This is a genomic window from Mucilaginibacter lappiensis, assembly GCF_050433765.1.
GTDB classification, from domain to species: domain Bacteria; phylum Bacteroidota; class Bacteroidia; order Sphingobacteriales; family Sphingobacteriaceae; genus Mucilaginibacter; species Mucilaginibacter lappiensis_A.
Genome location: NZ_JBNPWP010000005.1, coordinates 428,167 through 451,692, shown reverse-complemented (window position 1 = coordinate 451,692; position 23,526 = coordinate 428,167). Strand labels below are relative to the sequence as shown.

The following is a 23,526-nucleotide window of genomic DNA, read 5'->3' as shown; positions in this document are numbered from 1 at the left end:
TATTTGATTTTGTTAAATTTTATTTATATTTTCACTCAGGGTATGAAATGAAAGAGCCGAACAAAAAGATCATTATATTTGATGACGACGAAGATATACTTTCTATTTGCAGTTATATTTTGGAAGAGCAGGGATGGGAAGTTCACACTTTTACCGATTGCAACAATATAATTGACAAAGTGTTGGGTGTTTTACCTGATGTGATTTTAATGGATAACTGGATTCCCGATGCCGGTGGTATTGTTGCTACACAAACCCTTAAAAAATCGGCAGAGTTAAAGCATATACCGGTTATTTATTTTTCGGCCAACAGTGATATCCAGGTACTGGCCAGCAATGCCGGCGCCCAAACCTACCTGGCCAAACCGTTTGATCTGGAAGAACTGGAGCGGGTTATTAACAACGTATTAGTAATACAATAAACCATTATAAATCTAAACGATCATAAATAGAAAGCCCCATCTTAACGGATGGGGCTTTCTATTTATATTATTGTGGTCCTCCGGGAGGGCCGCCTGGTACAGGGCCCGTACCGCCGCCATCGCGTCTTCCGCCACCATCTCTAAACCGGCGTCCGCCGCCCATATCACCATCCTGTACAGGAGCTTTCCCTGCAAATTTTTGCAGGCGCAGGGTAAAGGTTAGCAGGTAATAGCGCGCAAGCCGGTTAACACGTGTTTGTGTAAGGGAACTGGGCGTTGGAACAGATGTAAAACCGGTATTTTCGTTAAATAAGTCAAATCCGGAAAGGCGGATAGTAGCCACTTTATTTTTCAGGAACCTGCGCTCCACATAAAGGTTCAGGATGTTTGGATTGGTTACCTTAATATTAGAGTTATAGCCATAGTTGGTAGCTTTTGAATAGTCGTAGCTAAATACCCAGTCGCCAAAGTAGTTTTTTCCGTTTACACCTATGTTCCATGTTCTTACGTTTGATAATGCATCATTAATTGTATCTTTTACAGAGTTGCTGGTTCTGTTGATCGCATAATTAGTTAAAATCTGGGCGTCAATTATATTAGGTAAATCAACCCTGAAACGTATTTCGGGAGTAAAAACGAGATTTTTAGCAAGGTTCTTTTGCATTGCTGCGTTAATTTCCTGAGGGGTTGCAGCAAGCGGATCAGACGCTACCTTTGTTAAATAACCTACGTTATTGTTGTAAGTTGCTGTACCGTTGAGTGTTACAGTGTATTTGCGCTCGGCCCACGGTTTAGAGAAAGTTAGGCGGCCCGATACGTTATAATAGCCATCGGCATTTAAATATTGCGTTAAAATATTGCTTGATGCACCGGGTGCGGTTGAGCTTGAAGTAATGGTATTGGTTACCACCTGGTTATTTACTTGCTGATAAGATAGATTGGCGAAAAATACATCGCCTGTGGCAAAACTGAAATTATTGTACCTAATGGAAACATTGTTTGTAAATGCCGGATTAAGGTTAGGGTTACCTATAACCGGATAAAATGCGGTTGAATAATCGGTTACGGGTTGCAACTGATTAAATGTTGGCGCCGCGTTTGATCCGTTATAATTAATACTGAATGCTTTGCTGCGCGAAAAGTTATAAATAAACCTGGCCGTAGGAATAATATTAAAGGTTGATCTGTGCGTTTCGATGCCGCTTAATGGAGAGTTGCCATCTAAAACAGAGGGCTGTACACCTATACCCAATGTATAGTTATATTTCTTTTCAACAAAGCGGTAATTTAAACCAACCTTGTTTGTAGTAAAAGTATAGTTGTATTGATTGCTTAATAAATCAGACCGGTCATAAGTATTGGCGTTGCTTAAGGTGTCTGTTTCTTTGTTGTTTGCAGTAACTGAATGGTTAAATGCATAATTAAGCTCAAGATATGAACGCGTGCCAAGTGGCTCAAGGTATGATAAATTTACACCATAACTATTGGTACGGCTGGAAGTATTTATCAACTGGTTTATTGGAGTACGCGGGATGCCAACGGTATAATTATAAACCGGGTTCTGGAACGACCAGGTTGGGGCCGAGCTCGCGTTGGCAAAGATGCTCAAATTACGGCGATGCTTGAACCGGTGATTATACAATGCCGAAATACCATAGTTAGGCGCCTGCGAATCGCCGTTGGTAATGGAAGTATATGCATTTGATATAGCCTGCTTTTGGCTAAGTGAAGAACTGTCGGCCTCATTGGTATTGGTGCCACCGTATGAAAACGTAGGTGTAACCTTTAAATAATTTACCGTATCGGGCTTGTACTCCATATTCCAGGTAAAACGGTGATTGATGTTCTCATCTTTTTCAAGACTGTACTGGCGCTGCTCACTTGAGGGGTTTTGCTGAAATATATTATTAATGGTTGATGTGGTATTATCCGCGAAGCTGTAGCTACCGTATACCGAAAGGTTTTTACCCCACTGATCGCGAAAATTTACGCCGATAGAACGGGCAACAGTAATCCCGTTTTGAGCCGTTATGAGGCTTCCGGAGTTTGTGCTTCCGCGCCCGGCATTCCCACGGCCACCTCCGCCACCAAAACCACCGCCGCCGCTCCCAAAGCCGCCACCTCCGCCACCGCCGCCTCCACCACCACGGGTGCCGGTGCTGCCAAAAGAAAAGGTATTTACGTTGGTATTATTAAAACTTCCCTGAACAGCAATTTGCTGATCGCCATTAAAATTGAAAACATTTAACGACCCTATGTAACGGTTTTGATTTGGGATACCCTGGCTTTTGGGTAATGCGTCCTCACCATCACCGGCAGTAGCCTGGCCGGTATAGCCGTAGTTTTTATCTTTTCTGATCGTTATGTTCATGATCTTATCAGGTTCGCCGGTTTTAACACCTGTTAAATTTGCCTGATCGCCATAATCATCAATCATCTGGATGTTTTCAATAATATCCGCAGGCAGGTTTTTGGTTGCGCTTTGAACATCGCCCCCCATATAGTCCTTACCGTTTATGCGCACTTTGGTTACCTGTTTACCCTGAGTTGTAATATTACCGTTCACATCCACATCAACACCCGGAAGTTTTTTGAGTAAATCCTCGGCCGGGGCATTCTCACGCACTTTATAGGACCCCGCGTTATATACCACGGTATCCTCTTTAAGGGTAATAGGGTTTGCCGCGCCAACAATAGTAACCTGGTTTAACATATTGGTTTGGGGCTGCAAAATAATATTACCCAGATCAACAGGTTTGCCATCATCAGTAAGCGCAAAATGTTTTTTAACAGCTGTAAAACCAATAGATGATACGGTGAGCGTAATTTTACTTCCCTTAACCCCGGCAAAGGTGAACTTTCCGTTGGCATCGGCAATGGATATGGTGCTATCGCCACTATTTGATACCAATTTGATGCTGCTGCCCGGTAACGATAATTTGGTTGAGTCGGCAATAGTACCACTTACATCATGCGCGGTTTGCGCAAATGTGTTAAATACGCTTAAAAGGATAAAACTTAAAATAAGAAAGAGGGGTTTCATAAAGTGTTTAATCAGCTTGCTATTTTATTAATTAGTCATAAGACATAATTTGAATGCAAATGTTCAATTTATAAAGTATTAATTGTTAAAAAACCATATGATTGTTACACTGGTTGGGCTAAACGCTTATCAATCACGTCATTGTTACATTATAAAACAGAAAAAAGCCGGTATTACCGGCTTTTTCTGTTTATGTATACATAATGGAATATCAATTTATGTGCAGGGCTCTTGCAACTTCGCTGTAGTTTTTAAGGTTGATGCCTGGGTGTGCGGCCTTCATGGTGGTAAGACTGCCGCCAGGAATAATGACAACTTTAAAATCAAGCCCGCCTTGTGAGAAATTGGCTTTAACATTTATATAACCAACACCAAAATCAGATAGTGTTATGGTGCGCCCGGCTTCGCTATAAGGTAATGCAAAATAACCGCTTGTGCTGCCTGTAGTTCTGAAATAAACTAAAATAACACCACTGTCAACAATTTCCTGTGTAATTGCGGGTATTGAAAAAGAGGTAAACCCGGTTAAAGTGACGCTTTTGTTAATTAATAAATAACTTTTAATATCAACAGATCCATCGGCCCCTGCCGGCCCTGTTGGTCCTTGCGGCCCCTGTGGACCAGTGGCCCCGGTTTCGCCCGTAGCTCCTGTGGAGCCATTGGCCCCTGGCGCGCCATTTGCGCCGTTTGCTCCATTTGCCCCAGGCGCTCCGGTTGCGCCAGTGGGCCCGGTAGGCCCCGTTGGTCCTTGCGGCCCCGCAGGTCCTTGTGCGCCGGTATCCCCTTGCGGGCCTTGTGCCCCATCGGCACCAGTGGCGCCGTTTGCCCCGTTCGTCCCATCTTTTTTACATGCACTCACACTAAACAGGCACACGAATAAAATAGGCAACAAGAGTTTTAGTTTTCTCATGAAATTAGGATTTTAAGGTTTGTATGGTAACACTTTTACGGATATGTAGCTAATTAGTTGCAGGGGTATTAACACAGAAGAAATTGCTGTCGGGATATAGTTTCAACCCAGTATATCGCGTGTGAAGAATGCACAAATGTTTGAAAAAAAATGACAACAAAAAGCCCGTAACTTTCGTTATACTTAAAATCTATAAAATCTATAAAATCTATAAAATCTATATAACCTATGAAAAATATTGGCAGCACATTGCACTCAAAAGTGCATGTTTGGATTGATGCGATTGGCTTTCGGCTAAATGCATCGCAAACTAATGGCAAAAATAATGTAACAACCAATCATTATTTTTTTGAAACTTTTAACTTTTTCGAAAAAGAGAAGAGAAATCATCCTGAAAGCACAAAATTTTTATGTTTTGATGCCTACGGCGAAAAAATTAATGTGAGGTCGTTGTTGGATCTTCAGGTTGCTTTTTTTGAAAACATCAGCCAGCTCAAGTAACATTATTTTGAATGATATAATATTATATTATTGCCAGTGTTCAGTTACAGCTGATCAATGCTGCCTTCGCGTATATTTAAAAAAATCCTGCTTAGTTTTTAAGCAGGATCTGGGTAATAGATTTTAACGGTTATAGTAAATTACTTGTCAATAACTGTTCGCGGCCAGCAATTCATATAACCACCATTATTTTCTCTAATAATTTCGTCGCTATTTATACCACGCATAAGCGATTGTGGGAAATTCACTACTGGCCTGGTTGGGTTTAATGCCTCTTTGATCCTTAAATGAAGATCTGCGAAATGCGCCGTTGTTAAAGCATCACCACCCTTTGGCAATCCAACGTCTATTTTCTTTAATTCCGCACGTACCATTGGCCTTATGTCAGACAGGGCAATGTTTATGGGAGTTAAACCATACGATGCCAGCTGTGCGCTGGTTACGCCCGGTATAGTAGTGCTTAAATCGTTGTCCAGTAAACTCTTCAGGTTATCAATATAGCCGCGTTGCAGGTTACGTTTAAAGGCATCTGGTTTGTTATTGCTAAAAACACCCAGGCGTATATCGGTAAACAATTCAGCAACCGTGTAGGCGCTATTGCCGTTTTTAGCCTCGTTATCATACATACGTGCCAGCCTTGACGGGTTAATGGCATTGGCTAATACAGCTACCTGCAAGGCTTTAATGCGGTTAAGAATAACGCCATTATCAAATTTGCTTAGCTCGGGTTTGTTTATTAACCAAAGCGGGGTTTCAAATAATTGCTTGTTTAAAAACAGCACAGCATCATGCTGGCGGGCTTTGCTAACAAAACCATATACCGCACCTTTTTGATCATACGTTTTAAAGTTTTCGTTCATGCCACCAATATTGGTAGTAACGTGACCCATATAACGGTAAAACTGGCCTATTACTTCGTTGTATAACTCTGATACATCACTAAAATTCTCGGTTTTTTGGTAGGTCCATTTTTCGAGATTAGGCAAAATGCGTTTTAAATTGGCTATGCCATAAGTACTTGCTTTCATGGCATTATCGCCCAGATCTTCATTTTGCAAACGAGGATCTATAGATGTGCCTTGCCTGCCATAATAGTAAAGCGGATTGCCGGCTTTTTTATTTGTCCAGTCGGCTAATATTTCTTTTTCCTGCTGAGGGGTTTTATTACCCGGGAACCAGCTGTATCCCCATTTTATCGACCACAGGTCATACTCGCCTATTTGCGGATAAAGGTGGGTAACCCCATCGCCTGGCTGGGCAATGTAATTAAAACGGGCATAATCCATGATAGATGGCGCTGTACCATGCTTGTCTGTAAATGATTTTGACCGCAATGAATCAACCGCGTAAGCATAGCTCGAACCAAAGTTATGGGGCAAGCCCAGGGTGTGGCCAATTTCATGCGACGATACAAAGCGTATAAGCTCGCCCATTTGTTCGTCAGTAAACTGAGCTTTGCGGGCAGCCGGGTTTACCGCAGCGGTTTGTATCAGGTACCAGTCGCGCAGCAAGCTCATCACATTATGGTACCAGCCTACGTGGCTCTCCAATATCTCGCCGCTCCGCGGATCAGAAACATGGGGCCCATAGGCATTTTCAACGTCTGATGCAAAATACCTGATCACGCTGTAGCGTGCATCTTCGGTACTAAATTCAGGGTCCTGTTTGGGTGTTGGGGCTTCCTTGCCTATAATGGCGTTTTTAAAACCAGCAGCTTCAAAAGCCTTGTTCCAATCATTTATACCCTGAATAAGGTATGGCACCCATTTTTTAGGGGTAGCGGGGTCAATGTAATAAACTATTTGTTTTTTAGGTTCAACCAGTTCGCCTTTGGCATAGGCAGCAGGGTCTTTAGGTTCCAGTTTCCAGCGGTGTATGTAGGCAGTTACCAGGGCCTTTTGTGCGCTGGTCCCATAATCGGTTTGGCGCTGGCCAAAAAAGCCAACCCTTTCATCGCTGATGCGGGCTTTCATGGGTGTTTTTGGCAGCAACAGCATGGATGTGTTGAGCTCAAAAGTTACCGCGCCGTTGGAGTTATCAGTAGGCGATTCGCCAGAGCGATAGGTTTTTAAGACACGGGCTTCCAGATTTATCGGGAAGCTTTTAATGGTATCAATATATGATCTTGTATTATCGATCCCTGAAATTTTATAGGCTTTTTTTACATTATCACTTAAACCAATAGCCGTTATATCGCCATTATAAAAGTCAGTAACATCAATTAATACACCGGTGCTATCTTTATTAAAAGCTTTAATATCAAACCCGGCCAGCACGGCATCAAGGTTTGAATTTTTAACCGATTGGTACATATCGGTTGTACTATCGGCCCTTATAGAATAGCTGGGTACACGTATAAAAATTTGCTTGTCATGGCGTTCCCACTTCCATATCTGGTTATTCAATTCTTCGCCACCATATTGCTGACCAAAGGTTTTTAAGCCGCCCGGAGTTTTAATATACCGGGTAACAACCAGCATTTCGCGGTTAATTAATGAATCGGGAATTTCATAATAATATTTACCGTCAACTTTGTACGTATTAAAAAGTCCGCTATCGGCTTTTATTTTGCCGGTTATAAGGTCACTGAATTTTTTAATACCTTCTTTTTTGGGCGCGCCAACTGTTGCGGTTGCCACTGTTCCTGATGGCCCCGCTGTGGTTTTAAGGGTTAGGGTTTGGTTTGCGGTTTGTTTTTTAGTGGCGCATGAACTGGCTAAAACAACAAACAAGCACGCAGCGCCACACAAATAGCGGGCTGCTAAGGAGTATCTTTTCATTTATGATGATAATTTGAAACGTAAATTTAGGTAAAATATCGCCTTTATAATAATAACTGCAGGGTGTTTGCAAAGCAAGTGCTTATCAAATGCGCCGTTTTAAAGTAAGGATTACCTTATCAAGCTTTTTATCATGATAAACATCAAGCAAAAGGCTCCTGTCATTTTTTGATTTAAACAGGTCATCAATTTCTTCGAGCGTCATTTTTGATACCGGTTTAAAATTGATGGTTACTATCTCATCGTCCCTTTCCAGGCCAATCTCATCGCCGGCCGAGCCGGGCTCGACACGGTTAATAATTATGCGATCAAAATTATCACCAGCCGCATAATATTCAAGCCCACTCATATCGTGCTCAAAGGGTTCTCGATACTTTGAACCTGGTTTTAAATACATGGTATTGTGCGCATAATCTAATATTACAGAAAAGCGCTTTAATATGCCGATACCCAGGTTGCCATCCCGTCTAACGGATAGCTCACTTTGGTTATTGCCAGCGTCAGGAAAGGAGGCTATAACCTGCTTGATTTTAAATTTACCTATTTCAAGCGCCTCCAGGCGCCCTATATAACCATTAATTGGCCCGTTTAAACCAATGCCCAGGTTTGCAGAAGCAATAAATTTTTGAGGCAGGCCATAGCGCGGTATGATATTTTCGAGCGAGACCGGATGCCCTGCACCGAGGTCAATAATCAGCTTGCTTCTTATGTTTTCGCCAGTCTGTAAGGTTATCCAGGCCTCAACGTAAGGTTTCCTGTCTTCAATAGTAATGGGTATGTGCACACCTTTTCTAAATACTTTTAGGTCCTTTGGCCGCCAAACTGTTAAAGTGCTGTCCTGAACGTTAATTTTAACCGCCAGGTTGTTAAAAAACTCGTACCCAAGCAAGCCATGTATAGGCATTCCGGCATAGCCCGATAAACTAAAAAGATCTTTTTTGAGGATAGCCGCGGCCACATCATAACTTACCAGCCCAGGTATTTCAACATCCAAAGGCGATGTAACGTAGGCTTCGGCGTCCTCCCCCTCGCCAAGTCCAGGTATTTTTAAGGTACGCTTGTTAGGAATCGGGATAGAGTCGGCCAATTTAGGATCAGTTATGATCATAAGCCCAACCCCGGTATCTAATATAAAATTATAAGGCCCCTTATGATTAATGCTTAACTTTATTACCATGAGGCTGCGTACCAGGTGAAATGGTATGGTGATCTTTTTTTTATGATATTCAAGATCGAAGTACTGTGCCTGGGCCGATAAAAAGCAAAACGAAAGCGAACACGCCAGCCATAATGCCCGGAATAGCTTTAATTTATGAAATAACGTAAGTAACAAGTTGGTATATTAATCGGTGTATTAAATTTACAACAATAATTGGTTAAATAGAATAAATTTATGCTAAGAACAACTTTTGTATTTCTGTTAATGATATGTGGTTTATTATTGTTTAATGATACCCTTTATGGCCGGTCAATAAAAAAACGGAAGATAAAAAAGCTGTTTAAGCACTCGCAGATAGTAAATGATCATTTTACAGGTTTTGCTTTATATGACCTGGATGATAAAAAAATGATATATGAATTAAATGCCGATAAATATTTTATTCCGGCATCAAATACCAAGCTGTTTACTTTTTATACCTGTCTTAAAATGCTGGGCGATTCTATCCCGGCCCTTCGGTATGAACTGCGCAACGATTCGCTGGTTTTCTGGGGTACGGGCGATCCTTCATTTTTACATAGCGACCTTAAAGGCGTGAATGGCTTAAATTTTTTGCAACACAGTGATAAAAAGCTTTATTATTCGGCAACGGGTTATGGCAATGATTTTTATGGGGCCGGATGGGCCTGGGACGATTATAATGATTATTACCAGGCCGAAATAACGGGTCTGCCCATAGAAGATAACGTAGCCCTGCTATATGCCGACAGTGACGGCAACCTGCAGGTTAAACCATCATACCTTAAACGATTTTTAAACAGCGATGCCAGTTATCATCCGTATAAATTTATGGTTAAGCGCGATTTTTCAGGTAATAACTTTGTTTATCCTGTAATGCCGGTTCCTCCAAACTTCAGGCAGGAAATTCCGTGGAAAACAAGCCCGGAGTTAACATTGGCCTTACTGCGTGATACCCTGAAGAAACTGGTGTGGCTCGTAAACCTGCCGTTAAGCAGCAACGCGAAAACCATTTATAATACCAATGCCGATTCGGTTTACAGGCGGATGCTGCAGCCCAGTGATAATTTTATTGCAGAGCAACTGTTGCTGGCCTGTTCATCAGTAAAATTTAATACGCTTAACACCGGCTCGGTGATCAGCTATTCAAAAGAGCATTTTTTAAATGACCTGCCCGATACCCCGCAATGGGTTGATGGCTCAGGGCTTTCGCGGCAAAACCTGTTTACACCACGCAGTATCATCGCGTTGTTATGTAAAATTGAGGATGAGGTAAAGGACGAGCAGCTTTTACATAGTATGATGCCGGCGGGCGGCGCAACCGGCACTATCCGGAATGCCTATAAAACGGATAACGGTCAGGTATTTATCTGGGCAAAAACAGGATCGTTATCAAACAATTATAACCAGAGCGGCTACCTGGTTACCCGGAAAGGTAAACGGCTGGCATTCTCGTTCATGAACAATAATTTTACCCGGCCCGTTAAAGAGATCAGAGATGAAATGGTAAGGATCATGACGTATATTCATGAGGAGATTTAAGGGCCCCCTCTAAATCTCCCCCGGAAGGGGAGACTTTTGATTGTCATTGCGCCAATGTTGGTGTTGTCACCAACATTATATTCCTTCGTTTGGTAGGATGTTGTTGGTGACAACACTATAGGTGTTCGGAAGATTGTAATTGCAGTATATATTCCCTCCCTTGGGAGGGGTGCCGTGGATTGTGAAATGGCAGGGAGGGGTTTATACGTGCGATTAAACCTGTAATGTTCAATAAACCCCTACCTCCCCTTTCCCCAAGGAAGGAATCGCACTAGGCCCAAGCTTTCTTTTTATTTCTTCCGAACACCTATGGTGACAACACCAACAACGGCGAAAGGGTTGGGTGGGGCTCCTAATTCAGGCGCTTTACCATCTGCTCTTCTACCATTTTAAATACCTGGATGGGTTTTAGTGAGCGCCAGCCAAGGTCATCAAGCACGCCGCCAAAGTTGATAAAGTAATCAATATTGTTGCGCTTAAATTCGTCTATCACGTGTTCCCTGAAATTGATACCCGCGATCCATCCGTCTTCCACATCCTGAAACCACTCCTCGTAATAAAGATCGTCCGACGAGTGAAAGTTGAGCACATTTTCGCCTATCAATATAAAATGATTGATGCCGCTATCTATCATTAGCTCCAGCAACTCACGCTTAAGCAGCATGATATCGTTATTGATAGCATCATTCCATTCGCCTATAAACTCAATAATGGTGTAGCCCTTTTCGTAATCGGCAAACAGCACTTTCAGGTATAGGGTATTGGACCCAAATGAATCCCATTGGGGGTGCAACAGATAATTGTATACCTGTTTATCAAACTCAAACTCATTATATTCAGTAGCATAAAAAGGCGAATATTCATCTTCCGATGCTATGTAATCATCTCTCCAGCGGTAATATGGTTCTATTTCATGCATACTTCCTTCAATTTCAAATGCACATCAATTAATCATTTTTTATAATTATCCACCGCGTTCCTAACACTTCCGTGTTTTTTTAGGAGTGCGGCGGCATCATCTTCATTCAGGCCGGTTTCTTCCATTACCATACGGGCCCCGCGGTTAACCAGCTTATTGTTGCTTAACTGCATATCAACCATTTTATTTCCTTTTACGCGGCCCAGCTGTATCATTACACTGGTGCTCAGCATATTTAAAACCATTTTTTGCGCGGTGCCTGCTTTCATTCGGGTTGATCCGGTTAAAAACTCAGGTCCGGTAACCACCTCAACCGGATATTGCGCCTCGGCGGCAACCGGGCTACCACTATTGCAAACAATGCAGCCGGTTACAATATTATTTTGAGCGGCCATTTTTAACCCTCCTATTACATAAGGCGTAGTGCCCGATGCGGCTATGCCAACTACTACATCCTTATCATTTATGTTAAACTCCAAAAGGTCTTTCCAGGCCTGCTCGGTATCGTCTTCTGCAAACTCAACCGCTTTGCGTATGGCGCCATCGCCGCCGGCAATAAGACCAACAACCATATCAAACGGAACCCCGAATGTTGGCGGGCACTCTGACGCATCAACCACGCCTAAACGGCCACTGGTACCGGCACCAATATAAAACAAGCGACCGCCTGCTTTCATCCGTGAAGCGGTTATAGTTGCCAGCTGCTCAATTTGCGGCAACGCTTTTTTAACAGACAGCGCTACTGTTTGATCCTCTTTATTAATGTTTTCAAGTATCTCAAGAACAGATAGCTGCTCTAAATTTTTATAATGCGATTCCCTTTCGGTGATGGTTTCCATTAATTTCAAATAATTTATAACAAAATTCGGTAAAAAACATCAAATGCAACGGTACCAATAAAAATTATTGATTGCGCATTGATTAACTTTGCTTACTGAACATGAAAAAAACTGCGGGCGTTATTTTCAGGACGATGATCCTGATACTGGTGGGTATAACTATTGGGTTGCTGATAAGCGATAATAATTTCGCTGACCGGAATCTTGGTTTTTCATTTTCGGGTAATGACAAGCTATCAAAGGTTTTGGAACTGGTAGGGCAAAACTATGTAGATAGCGTTAATATTGATAGTATTGAAGGTGCATCGGTTAATGACCTGCTGCAAAACCTTGATCCGCATTCGCTTTATTTACCGCCGCAACAGGCGCAATCTATAAATGAACGCTTGGATGGTGGGTTTAACGGAATTGGTATTGAATACCAAATAATGCGCGATACACTGATCATTACACAGGTGTATGCCGAAGGGCCGGCGGCAAAAGCTGGTTTATTAACAGGTAGCCGGGTAATTAATGTAGACAATAAAAAATTCTCTGGCACCAAACTTACTCCAGAAAGGGTGAATAATGCTTTCAGGGGTGCTAAAGATGCTATTATACTGTTGGGTGTTGCCGAGGGTAAGGGAATAAAAACATATACGATAAAACGTGGGCGCGTTGACCTGAGCAGCGTAAATGCCGCCTATATGGCCAATGTTAATACCGGCTATATCAAGATAAGTAAATTTGCAGCAACCACAGATATTGATTTTCGCAAAGCACTGAGCAAGCTTAAAATTGATGGTATGAGTAAACTGTTGCTTGACCTGCGTGGCAATGGCGGCGGCTACCTGAACGCGGCTACATCATTGGCCGATGAGTTTTTGGGAAAAGGGAAATTAATTGTGTATACCAAAGGGGTTCATGAACCACGCACTGATTATTTTGCGACAGATTCAGGTACGTTTCAGCAGGGTAAAGTAACAGTACTGATAGACGAGTACTCCGCCTCGGCCAGTGAGATCCTGGCAGGCGCCCTGCAGGATCTGGATAGGGCCACCATTGTTGGTCGCCGGTCATTTGGCAAGGGCCTGGTTCAGCAGCAGTTTCCGTTTGGCGATGGCTCGGCGGTAAATTTAACTGTGGCAAGGTATTATACCCCATCGGGCAGATCGATACAAAAATCATATAAAGGCGGCCTGGAAAGTTACCGGAACGAACTGGCGGTACGCATGCAAAAAGGTGAATTGTTTTCGGAACAAAGCAGCCGGAGCGATACCGTTGCTTTTAATGGCCTATCATACCATACCCTGAACGGCCGGAAGGTTTTTAGTGGCGGCGGCATTATGCCCGATGTGTTTGTACCGGCCGATACCACACAGAATACCTTATTGATACAAAACTTACTTGATCAGCAGCTTTTTTCGGCCTATGTGATTGATCGGATGCAACCCATTTTAAACAAATTCGCGACTGATGATGATTTTATAAAAAATTATACCGTAAGTGATGATGACTTGCACAATTTTATCCTTTACTCATCACAAACGCTCAAAGAAATGGATTCACATGAACTGCTGATCTCCCGGGATTATATCAAGAGCATTCTGAAAGCAAATGCCGCCCGTTTTAAATGGGGCGATAATGCCTTTTACCAGGTGATGAATATTCATGACGAAGCATATAAAAAGGCGCTGAGTATATAATTGTCTGAACCGGGATTTAGTCTGAACCGGGATTAAGCGGATTAAATGATTAACAAGATTTTTTTAAACAGAGCAAACTGTTTGAAGAAATCCGGGGCATCCCTAAATCGCATAAATCGCGGTTCAGACTAAATAATCAGACATCCTCTCCTATTTCTGCCTAAACCAAACCTGTATTGGCGCACCAGAAAAATCAAAGTTTTCCCTTAGTTTATTTTCGATAAAGCGATAATACGGTTCTTTTACGTACTGGGGCAAATTACAGAAGAACGCGAACATGGGCGATGCGCCTGCAATTTGGGTGATGTATTTAATTTTAACGTATTTGCCTTTGATGGATGGCGGGGGATAGTTTTCAATGATAGGCAGCATTACCTCGTTTAATTTGGAGGTGGCTATTTTGCGGGCACGGTTTTGGTAAACCTGGTTGGCCACATCAATTACCTTTAATACCCTTTGTTTTTCGGTAACGGAGGTAAACACGATAGGCACGTCGGTAAACGGCGCTATTTTTTCGCGGATCTGCTCTTCAAAAACCTTAACGGTTTTGTTGTTCTTCTCAATCAAATCCCACTTGTTCACCACCACCATGATGCCTTTTTTATTCTTCTCGGCAAGGTGGAATATATTGATGTCCTGCGATTCGATGCCTTCTACAGCATCAATCATCAGGATGATCACATCGGCTTCTTCAAGCGCCTTAATGGTACGCATAACAGAATAAAACTCAATGTTCTCTTTAACCTTTGTTTTTTTACGCATCCCGGCAGTATCAATCAGCATAAAATCATGCCCGTACTGGTTGTAGTGGATATGTATAGAATCGCGGGTGGTACCAGCTATTGGGGTAACAATGTTACGGTCTTTACCTATCAGCGCGTTGATGATGGATGATTTGCCCACATTTGGCCGGCCAACAATGGCATATTTGGGCCTGGTGTTTTCTTCGGGAAATTCATCTTCAAAATGCTTAACCACGTCGTCAAGCAGTTCGCCGGTTCCGGAGCCGGTCATGGACGATATGTTATAGATCTCGCCCAGGCCTAAGCTGTAAAATACAGTAGCATCAGCTAAAAGCGCGTTATTATCCAATTTATTAACCACTACAAATACTGGCTTTTTGCTTTTGCGCAGCATGCTGGCAATTTCATCATCAAGATCAGTTATGCCGGTGGTAACATCAACCATGAACAAAATAACAGAAGCTTCTTCAATGGCAATTTCAACCTGCTCCCGAATGGCGGCTTCAAATACATCGGCAGAGTTGGCGACATAACCGCCGGTATCAATTACGGTAAAGTGATGGTTGGTCCACTCAGAAACACCATAATGCCTGTCGCGGGTTACGCCGCTAAAATCGTCAACAATGGCTTTGCGGGTTTCGGTTAAGCGGTTATATAAGGTTGATTTGCCTACGTTAGGCCTGCCCACTATGGCTACTATGTTACTCATGGTTATTAGTTGTAAGTTTTGAGCTATGAGTTTTGAGTTAAAGCCTCAATATCATACTCAATTATAAAAAATATTAGTCCCGGCACTGAATTTTAAGTTAAAGATAACTCAAAACTTAATACTCATTACTCAAAACTATTTTATTCGTACCCGAATTTTTTAAGGTAATTTTTTTTGCTGCGCCAGTCGGGGATCACTTTTACAAACATCTCCAGGAAAACTTTCTTTTGGAAAAAGTCTTCCATATCGCGGCGGGCGTAGGTGCCTACTATTTTAAGCATTTTACCGCCCTCGCCAATAATGATATTTTTTTGTGAATCGCGCTCAACTATTATTTCAGCACTGATCCGGTGCAGCTTTTCGCCTTCTACAAACGCGGTTACAATAACCTCGGCACTGTAAGGGATCTCTTTTTTGTATTGTTTCAAGATTTGTGCACGGATCATTTCTGACGCGAAAAAGCGGTCGTTACGATCAGTAAGCGCGTCTTTTTCATAATAGGCTGGATGCTCGGGCAGGTTTTCAACAACAAAATCCATAACGGCTTTAATGTTGTGTTCAAGCAATGCAGATATGGCGAAAACAGCTTTAGGTTTTAGTTTTTCCTGCCAAAACTCAACTTTCTTTTTTACGGTTTCCTCGTCGCTTTGGTCAATTTTGTTGATCAGTACAGCTATGGGTGCCAGCGAACCTTCGAGTTTTTTTAATACGTCGGTTTCGTCGTACTCCTCGTAAATGTCGGTAACCAGTAAAATAAGATCGGCATCAACAATGGAACCATCCACCTGGTGCATCATGCTTTCGTGCAGGGCATAGTGCGGTTTGATTACTCCCGGGGTATCAGAAAACACGATCTGGTAGTCGTCAGTGTTCACAATTCCCAAAATACGGTGCCTTGTGGTTTGCGCTTTTGGGGTGATGATGGACATTTTTTCGCCAACAAGGGCGTTCATAAGGGTTGATTTACCGGCATTGGGCTTACCAATTATACTTACAAAACCTGCCTGATGACTCATATAAAAATAATTAAAAATATATTTGGACTGCAAAGAAACGAATTATATCTTTGCAGTCCAATTAAAACGGAGTGCAAATTGCATTTTTGACAATTGGAAGCAACTTTCCGAAGTTATGACGGAATGCAACATATAAGAATAGCAGTGCGGGATGGAGCAGTTGGTAGCTCGTCGGGCTCATAACCCGAAGGTCGTAGGTTCGAGTCCTGCTCCCGCTACGAAAGTTAAAAGCCTCAAATCGAAAGATTTGAGGCTTTTTTGTTTTCTACCCTTATCGCTATTTACGCGAGTGTAGACACCCACAATTATTTTTTGGTTAAGAGATAACGTTTCGGCAGGCGGGGAATAGTTCGAAAATATTTATCGAAGCATCTTTTTAATACCAAATGCGATCAAGGTTACTTTAAAAAACCATCCAGATAAGTTAATATCGTGTTCGTCTGCTGCATTAAGCTGACATGCCCCTGCGCAGGAACAATGGCTAAATGTGACTTTGGCATCGGCCCCAAATCAGCAGATACGCCACCTCCCAATAATTGATACGTTTTCATTAACTCCACTTTGTCCAAGCCATCATTGTCGCCTGATATAAGCAATACCGGCGATGTAATTTTCGCAATATTGGCGTCACCCACATCAAAGGGGACCCCGGCAAAAGCAATCATTTGTTCAATGAACTTTGTCCATTTTGTTTTGTCAGGTGCTACTGCATCATATGCCGTTTTTATAGGAGTATTGTTAAAAAATTCAGGCTTAAACCCTTTAAACCCATTATTTATAACTGGCAGCCAGCCATTAGTTTTGTAGGTAGAAGAAATGATCACTAATTTTCTTACCCGTTTAGGGCTTTTTACTGCCAACTGATAAGCGATTGACCCACCCATACTATATCCTGCAACATCAGCACTATCAACTTTTAAAAAATTCATTACTCCTTCCACATCATTTGCCAGGGTAGCAATGTCTAATTTTCTTTCTGAAAATGGTGTGTGCCCATGCCCCTGCAATTCTATAGCAATTACTTTTCTTGTTTTTGACAATTCAGGTATTAATTGCCCCCAGTTCATTTCAATGGTATAGAATGCACCATGTAGCAAAACGAGGGGCTTACCCTCACCATACACCTCATAGTAAACTTTAATACCATTAACAGGCGCATAGCCACTGTCTGCAGGTTTAAGCTGTTGGCCATTTGACCTAAGCACTGTAAAAAATAGAATAGCGGTTAATAGAACCGGTTTGAGGATGTTAAATCCTTTAACTGCTTTTTTCATATTGTGTTGTTTAAATTGTTTTGGTTTTATTGACAATACAAAGAACGAAGGAGTATGATGATTATATGCTGTGTGAAAACGACATTTTAAGGGCAAATTAAGACAAATATTACTACAGCGGGTATTAAAAAGCAATCTACTATCAGTTCCTCAAACTCGGCTCGAACCGATGTTAATACTTGAGAAAATTTGTAAATCCGGTATTAAGCGGTTCGACTTTAATCCTGCTCCCGCTACGAAAGTTAAAAGCCTCAGGTCTAAATATTTGAGGCTTTTTTGTTTTGTGTTGGATTTTGCAGGCGGTGCAGTGGTAACACCGGCGACATGCCTAATGCTCAAACATCGCTGCGCTTTTAGGCGTTACTTTTCCTACCCTTTTATCCTTTCCTGAAACAAGTTCGCAGAGCTGTATGGCCGCGCTCTCAAAATCGTCGTGGCTGTCGCTGAGCAGTAGCCAGGCCGTATCAAAGGCCTCGTCGAATACAAAGTCTGTGATTGCCGGTATCTCTGCTTTCAGACTGGCGTGATCTTCCCGTTTAGTAGAGATCCAAATACCATTGTGCTGCGGGTTCTTGCCGGTCTTCCGGAAGATCAATATGATCTTTTTATCGAAATAGATATAAAACATGCCAATAGCCGGTTTGACGATCACGCCGGCAGGTAAATAATCCAGCAGGAAATCAAATGGCATCGGCTTTTTCATAACTCAGGAATAAATGTTATTTTTCAATGAGTGCAATATAGCTTACCTGCATGAAAAATAAACGGCTTTTCATGCAGTTTGGCAGGCTGATCGCGTGTTAAACCCTGTCGCAATACACCTCCTAAAATGTCCCGGACACCCCTGCCCCAGCAGCAAAAAACCATTTAATTTTGAGATAATTAAATAATATACTATCAAAACAATTAACGCTTACGAGTTTTAACTATATCAACACCAAAATCATTTACCTATGTTACCAATCAAACCACATCTCTGGTTCGACCAGGATGCAAAACAAGCAGCTGAATTCTACGCATCATTCATGCCTGATTCAGCCATCAATTATGCCAATCACTTCTCAATGCCCGGTGATGAATGTGAAATAGTAGAATTTACTATTGCCGGCCAGTCGTTTTTCGGTATCAGTTCCGGACACAAGCTTGGCATCAATCCGTCCATTTCCTTTATGATCCATTTCGACCCCTCGCGCGATCCGGAAGCGGCCCAACATATCGACGAAATTTGGAATAAGCTAATCGAAAATGGGAAAGTGTTGATGCCTCTGGACAGCTATCCTTTCAGCGAGCGTTACGGCTGGGTAGCCGACAAATACGGTGTATCCTGGCAGCTGATCCTGACCAACCCAACCGGTGAGGAAAGGCCCATGATCGTTCCGTCGCTGTTATTTACCGAACCGATGGCAGGTAAAGCCAATGAAGCCATCGATTTTTACACCTCGGTATTTAAAGACGGCAAGCGCGGCACCACCGCCCCGCGCCCGGAGGATATGGGGCCGGATAAAGCAGGTACACTCATGTACGCTGACTATTATCTTGATCAAACCTGGCTGGCCGCTATGGACAGCGCCCATCAGCATGGTTTCGGGTTTAACGACGCGGTGTCGCTATTGATCCCATGTGAAACCCAGGAAGAGATCGACTACTACTGGTCGGCGCTTGCAGCTGATGGCGAACCCGGGCAATGCGGCTGGCTGAAGGACAAGTACGGTGTATCCTGGCAGGTGGCCTCCACCGTTATGTTAGATGCGCTCAGGAACGGCAGCCCTGAACAGATTGCGCGCGTTACGCAAGTTTTTATGACAATGAAGAAAGTTGACATCGAAACCCTGCAGCAGGCCTATAATGGTAAGTGATTAATTAATTCTGGTTATCTTGATCTATGAACATTCCTGATTCATCAGTGGGTGCCTGGTCAGCAATTTGCCTGGTTAAGTGTCTGAAAAGACAAAGTCGATAAAACTTCCAAATCTTTAGCAATGGTTCGGGTTTAATCCGAGTGGCGCTACAAGTTAAAAGCCTCAAGTCGAAAGATTTGAGGCTTTTTGTTTTTAAACGGTGCAATTTGCGGTGCAAGTCTTAGCTAAATGGCACGTTCAACTTTTTTTTCTGGTAGCACGCTACCAGATGGTTCAGATTTATATTAAGCGTAAACAACGTTTAATGTAATTGGCACATTCAATGCTTTGGAGATAATGCAATGCGCCTTTGCGCCTTCAGCGATTTCAGTAAATGTTGTTTCATCTACACCTTCAATAACACTGGCCCGTAAATCTAAATGAATACCTGTAATGCTTAACGCCAGCATATCAAGATCAACTATTGCTGTAGTAAAAATGTCGCCTGCAGTGATGTTGTGATGAGCTAATGTTGCGCTAAGGGCCATCGAAAAGCAACCTGCATGTGCGGCGGCGATCAGTTCTTCAGGATTGGTGCCGATGGCATCGGCAAAGCGGGTTTTAAATGAATATTGTATTTGATTAAGCACAGTGCTTTGTGTGCTAATTTCTCCTGTGCCTTCTTGTAAAGTACCGTTCCAATGTGCTTTTGCTATACGTTTCATGATTTTTTGATTTATGATGTAAAATTTATTGTTTGATGTTTAACGATTTATTATTTGCTTTCAGCGATAAGAATCGCAGCCAGTTTGTCTGGCATAGAAATGAATGGTGTATGGCTGCTTTGCAGGGTGTATACTTTAGCCACGTTACCTGCTTTTACCATATACTGTTGTGCAGGATAGCTGATCGCGTGGTCATTAACTGTATGGATATAGACTTTTTTAATGCTGCCGAAATTTTTTTCAGTCAGATGAACTGGTGTGGCAAGGGGAGCCAACGGCTCCGGTTTAATATTGGCTGCAATATAGTCCTGAACCTGCTGAGGAGCATCGGCAGCAAAGATATCGGCGGCTCCTTCTTTAGCAATTATTGCTGCACCATGTTCCTTATCGATTGTAAGGTACTTGCCTATATGAGAAGCCGGATCGCCTTTTGCAAGTCCTAAAAGGCTGTCGCCGTCATGCGGCAGCGCTGCTGCAAGGAAGATCAGTTCTTTAACCTGGGCGGGAACTTCCTCAGCAACTTGACTGATCACCAGTCCGGCAAAACTATGGCCTACTAAAACCACATTAGTGCGGGTGCCGATTGCTGCTTTTACCTGGTCAACATAAGTTTGAAAGGTGATACCGGCAAATGAGGTGGTATCTTTTCCGTGACCTGCAAGGTTAACATTGATCACCTCTTCGCCCTGGGCTTTTAGCAAAGGGGTTACTGCATCCCAGGAAGAAGCATCTGACCAGGCTCCGTGAACAAGTACAATTGTTTTAGAATTTTTGTTGTTTGCTTTTTGGGCTTGAGCGGTAAAACCTAATACACTCATTGCCATCATTATTATTGCTGTTTTCATGTTGTTTAATGCCTAATTGTTTAGGACATGACAAACATCGGGCTATGCCGCTGCAATAAGTTTAACCCAGGTTAAAATCGAAAATCCTCTAAAAAAAAGTTTTTTTAGAGGATTTCAGCAATTCAGAAACCTGATGGCAGAATAACGGGTGTTACCTTCCAACCATTCTTTTACGAATCCGGCTCAGTGACGGTCCCTGGATACCCAGATAAGAGGCGATGTGATAAAGTGGTACCGAATTAAAAATATTCGGATGTTTTTCCATCATTTCCCGGTAACGGTCCTCCGGCGTTTTAAACAAGAATCCTTCCGTATTAACCATAACCTCATGAAAAGCCGTTTCGGCAACTATCCTTCCAAATCGTTCCCACTGGTGTGATTGCGCATAAAGTTCATTCAGGTGATCGATATGTATATATAATATAAGCGAATCAACCATCGCTTCAGTATAGTAATCGCAGGCTGTCTGAGCTAAAAAACTTTTATAGGATGCTACAAATTGGTGGTCAGTAAAAAACAGCATATTTTTTTCTTCACCCGTATCATTATTTACCCGGTAGATTCTAAACACGCCGGTGATAACAAACCCGAGGTGCTTACAAACATTTTTATACTCGTTATAAAACTCGCCTTTTTTATATTGTTTTAATTTCCAGTGAGGTAATGATAATTCAAATGCTTCCGGTTTCATACCGGCAGATCCTAAAATCGTTCGTAATAAATCTATTTCTGTTTTGTTCTCTAACATGTTATAAAAATATAAAATTTAATAATATCACACACGAAGACGCGCGATAGTCAATAGCTATCATTATTACTGATTAATTATTGTACTGGTTGCTTTATAGGATAGCTTGTTTTGGCGGCTTTCTACTATTTTTCGATTTTAACCTGGGTTAAACTTATCCAGAGCGCATACCCCGATGTTTGTCATGTCCTAAACAATTAGGCATCTCAAATCATGAAAAAATATATATTAATCTTACTTTCTGTAGCTACTGCTACTATTATGTTTTCATCTTGTTCAAAAAAGAATGATGAAGTGAAACCGGTAGCTAAAAATTATGTACTGGTACACGGTGCATGGCAGGCTCCTTATGTATGGGACGCGGTAAAAGCCAAACTTATTAATGAAGGAAACAATGTGACCGTTGTAGAACTTCCGGGCCACGGCAGCGATAATACTGTTCCTTCAACCTTAACCTTAAACACTTACAGAGACAAAGTGCTTGATGCTATGTCAAAGATAAACGGCAAAGTTATCCTGGTAGGCCATAGCTTAGGCGGTATGATCATTTCTGCTGTTGCCGAGCAAAATCCTTCAAAAATTGAAAAACTTGTCTATCTCGCAGCCTATCTGCCATCTTCCGGCCAATCCTTACTTGCTCTTGCTGGTACCGATGCCGGCTCAGCACTTGGTGACTCAGTTAATAAAGTTCCCATACTTACGCAAAATGCTAACGGAACCCTTGATGTGCTACACGACCAGATTGTGAACATCTTTATCCAGGATGGTTCTGCTCAGATTCAAAATCTTGTTTTACAAAATTACCGTCCTGAACCAGCAATTCCATTTACGAATCCGGTGACATTGACCGCTGCCAATTTCGGTTCTGTTGAGAAGGTTTACATCAAAACCTTGCAGGATCACGTAGTTTCTCCAGGCCTACAAAACAGAATGATCGCATCCGGCAACGTAAAAACAGTATATCAATTAAACACCAGCCATTCCGCATTCTTGGCCAAACCAGATTCAGTGGCAATATTGTTAACTAAAATAGGACAATAATTCAACCGGAAATCTTTCGATACAAATAAAGCCGTCTCATAAGTTAATATGAGCGGCTTTTTATTTGACAGGATTTTTAGTTCGCTGAAGTGGTTGGATATTATGGAATTTGCTTGAAAATCAGCTAAAAAGTTAGATTTTAGCTTGTGGCCACCATAATTACTAACCGATCACTTTTTGTATTTATTGTCTTTCCATTTGTTGGTTAATAATTGACTATCGGCAATAAGTTCATTTAATCGTTTTATTCTTGTGGCCTCTTGCTTTGCACTCATTACCCAATTGGCCGAAATTTTTCGGTAAGATGGTGCAAGGGATTGAAAATAATCCCAGGCTATTTTATTTGCTTTAAATTGTTTTTCAAAATCAGAGGAAAGATTTGCTTCGGCAATTTCGTGCGCATAAATCCGAGATTTATTTTCTGTGCGTTTTTCAAAACTTGCAAGCCCTGGTGGTTGCATTAACCCTTGCTGCATTAATTCTTCTACCTTTTTAATGTTAATTGCACTCCATATACTTGTTGGTTTTCGTTGGGTAAAACGAATTTGATAACTGTTTTTATCAATGGATGTACGAACGCCGTCTATCCAACCAAAACAAAGGGCTTCGTCAACAGATTGCGACCAGGTTATACTCGGCTTTCCACTATCAACCTTATAAAAACCAACTACCAACTCGGATTCTGTTTGATGATTTTTCTCCAACCACTTTCTAAAATCAGATTGCTTTGCAAAAAATGTTGGTGTCATTTCTAATGATTATTTGCTAT

Annotated in this window: 20 protein-coding genes and 1 tRNA gene; 7 read left to right on the top strand and 14 right to left on the bottom strand. The window is 42.0% G+C overall.

What is annotated here, in order from left to right; all coding sequences use genetic code 11:
- Positions 1-47 precede the first annotated feature (47 nt).
- Complete coding sequence (locus M2273_RS18345) at positions 48-422, top strand: response regulator (protein ID WP_429399210.1); 375 nt, start codon at positions 48-50, stop codon at positions 420-422.
- 67 nt (positions 423-489) lie between these two features.
- On the opposite strand, the gene M2273_RS18340 is transcribed toward M2273_RS18345, so the two are convergent.
- Complete coding sequence (locus M2273_RS18340; protein WP_429399209.1) at positions 490-3,465, bottom strand: outer membrane beta-barrel protein; 2,976 nt, start codon at positions 3,463-3,465, stop codon at positions 490-492.
- Between the two features lie 211 nt (positions 3,466-3,676).
- Positions 3,677-4,375, bottom strand: coding sequence for a hypothetical protein (locus M2273_RS18335; RefSeq protein ID WP_429399208.1), 699 nt, complete (start codon positions 4,373-4,375; stop codon positions 3,677-3,679).
- A 228-nt stretch (positions 4,376-4,603) separates the two neighbouring features.
- Here M2273_RS18335 and M2273_RS18330 point away from each other — a divergent pair, with 228 nt between their 5' ends.
- Complete coding sequence (locus M2273_RS18330) at positions 4,604-4,876, top strand: hypothetical protein (protein WP_429399207.1); 273 nt, start codon at positions 4,604-4,606, stop codon at positions 4,874-4,876.
- 140 nt (positions 4,877-5,016) lie between these two features.
- On the opposite strand, the gene M2273_RS18325 is transcribed toward M2273_RS18330, so the two are convergent.
- Both M2273_RS18325 and M2273_RS18320 read right to left on the bottom strand, forming a co-directional pair.
- Positions 5,017-7,656 (bottom strand): zinc-dependent metalloprotease, encoded by a 2,640-nt coding sequence (locus M2273_RS18325; protein WP_429399206.1) that lies wholly within the window; start codon positions 7,654-7,656, stop codon positions 5,017-5,019.
- Positions 7,657-7,741: 85 nt separating this feature from the next.
- Positions 7,742-8,989, bottom strand: a complete 1,248-nt coding sequence (locus M2273_RS18320) for an aspartyl protease family protein (RefSeq protein ID WP_429399205.1) — start codon at positions 8,987-8,989, stop codon at positions 7,742-7,744.
- 60 nt (positions 8,990-9,049) lie between these two features.
- Here M2273_RS18320 and M2273_RS18315 point away from each other — a divergent pair, with 60 nt between their 5' ends.
- On the top strand, positions 9,050-10,375 hold the full coding sequence (locus M2273_RS18315; protein WP_429399204.1) for a D-alanyl-D-alanine carboxypeptidase/D-alanyl-D-alanine-endopeptidase: 1,326 nt from the start codon (positions 9,050-9,052) through the stop codon (positions 10,373-10,375).
- Between the two features lie 352 nt (positions 10,376-10,727).
- On the opposite strand, the gene M2273_RS18310 is transcribed toward M2273_RS18315, so the two are convergent.
- Positions 10,728-11,294, bottom strand: coding sequence for a hypothetical protein (locus tag M2273_RS18310; protein ID WP_429399203.1), 567 nt, complete (start codon positions 11,292-11,294; stop codon positions 10,728-10,730).
- Positions 11,295-11,326: 32 nt separating this feature from the next.
- On the bottom strand, positions 11,327-12,133 hold the full coding sequence (gene murQ / locus M2273_RS18305; RefSeq protein WP_429399202.1) for an N-acetylmuramic acid 6-phosphate etherase: 807 nt from the start codon (positions 12,131-12,133) through the stop codon (positions 11,327-11,329).
- Positions 12,134-12,234: 101 nt separating this feature from the next.
- Here murQ and M2273_RS18300 point away from each other — a divergent pair, with 101 nt between their 5' ends.
- Positions 12,235-13,818 (top strand): S41 family peptidase, encoded by a 1,584-nt coding sequence (locus tag M2273_RS18300; RefSeq protein WP_429399201.1) that lies wholly within the window; start codon positions 12,235-12,237, stop codon positions 13,816-13,818.
- A gap of 150 nt (positions 13,819-13,968) precedes the next feature.
- Here M2273_RS18300 and der read toward each other — a convergent pair whose 3' ends face one another.
- Both der and era read right to left on the bottom strand, forming a co-directional pair.
- Entirely contained in the window at positions 13,969-15,270 is a 1,302-nt protein-coding gene (der, locus tag M2273_RS18295; protein WP_429399200.1) for a ribosome biogenesis GTPase Der, read from the bottom strand.
- 140 nt (positions 15,271-15,410) lie between these two features.
- A complete protein-coding gene (era, locus tag M2273_RS18290; RefSeq protein ID WP_429399199.1) occupies positions 15,411-16,286 on the bottom strand; it encodes a GTPase Era in 876 nt (291 codons plus the stop codon).
- Positions 16,287-16,431: 145 nt separating this feature from the next.
- On the opposite strand from era, the gene M2273_RS18285 reads away from it, so the two are divergent.
- Positions 16,432-16,504, top strand: a tRNA-Met gene (locus tag M2273_RS18285).
- 180 nt (positions 16,505-16,684) lie between these two features.
- Here the strand turns inward: M2273_RS18285 and M2273_RS18280 are convergent.
- Together M2273_RS18280 and M2273_RS18275 are read right to left on the bottom strand one after the other, a co-directional pair.
- Positions 16,685-17,695, bottom strand: a complete 1,011-nt coding sequence (locus M2273_RS18280; RefSeq protein ID WP_429399198.1) for an alpha/beta fold hydrolase — start codon at positions 17,693-17,695, stop codon at positions 16,685-16,687.
- Between the two features lie 193 nt (positions 17,696-17,888).
- On the bottom strand, positions 17,889-18,263 hold the full coding sequence (locus M2273_RS18275; RefSeq protein ID WP_429399197.1) for a hypothetical protein: 375 nt from the start codon (positions 18,261-18,263) through the stop codon (positions 17,889-17,891).
- 250 nt (positions 18,264-18,513) lie between these two features.
- On the opposite strand from M2273_RS18275, the gene M2273_RS18270 reads away from it, so the two are divergent.
- Entirely contained in the window at positions 18,514-19,416 is a 903-nt protein-coding gene (locus M2273_RS18270; protein WP_429399196.1) for a VOC family protein, read from the top strand.
- A 287-nt stretch (positions 19,417-19,703) separates the two neighbouring features.
- Here the strand turns inward: M2273_RS18270 and M2273_RS18265 are convergent, their stop codons facing one another.
- From M2273_RS18265 to M2273_RS18255, 3 genes are all read right to left on the bottom strand, one after another.
- The gene (locus tag M2273_RS18265; RefSeq protein WP_429399195.1) at positions 19,704-20,123 is read right to left on the bottom strand and encodes an OsmC family protein; all 420 of its coding nucleotides are present in this window, start codon (positions 20,121-20,123) and stop codon (positions 19,704-19,706) included.
- A gap of 50 nt (positions 20,124-20,173) precedes the next feature.
- Positions 20,174-20,968 (bottom strand): alpha/beta fold hydrolase, encoded by a 795-nt coding sequence (locus M2273_RS18260; RefSeq protein ID WP_429399194.1) that lies wholly within the window; start codon positions 20,966-20,968, stop codon positions 20,174-20,176.
- A gap of 151 nt (positions 20,969-21,119) precedes the next feature.
- Entirely contained in the window at positions 21,120-21,716 is a 597-nt protein-coding gene (locus M2273_RS18255; RefSeq protein ID WP_429399193.1) for a Crp/Fnr family transcriptional regulator, read from the bottom strand.
- 213 nt (positions 21,717-21,929) lie between these two features.
- Between M2273_RS18255 and M2273_RS18250 the strand changes: the two genes are divergently transcribed.
- Positions 21,930-22,757, top strand: a complete 828-nt coding sequence (locus M2273_RS18250; protein WP_429399192.1) for an alpha/beta fold hydrolase — start codon at positions 21,930-21,932, stop codon at positions 22,755-22,757.
- Between the two features lie 170 nt (positions 22,758-22,927).
- On the opposite strand, the gene M2273_RS18245 is transcribed toward M2273_RS18250, so the two are convergent.
- Positions 22,928-23,506: a YdeI/OmpD-associated family protein gene (locus M2273_RS18245; protein WP_429399191.1), complete on the bottom strand. Its 579-nt coding sequence runs from the start codon at positions 23,504-23,506 to the stop codon at positions 22,928-22,930.
- Between the last annotated feature and the right edge of the window lie 20 nt (positions 23,507-23,526).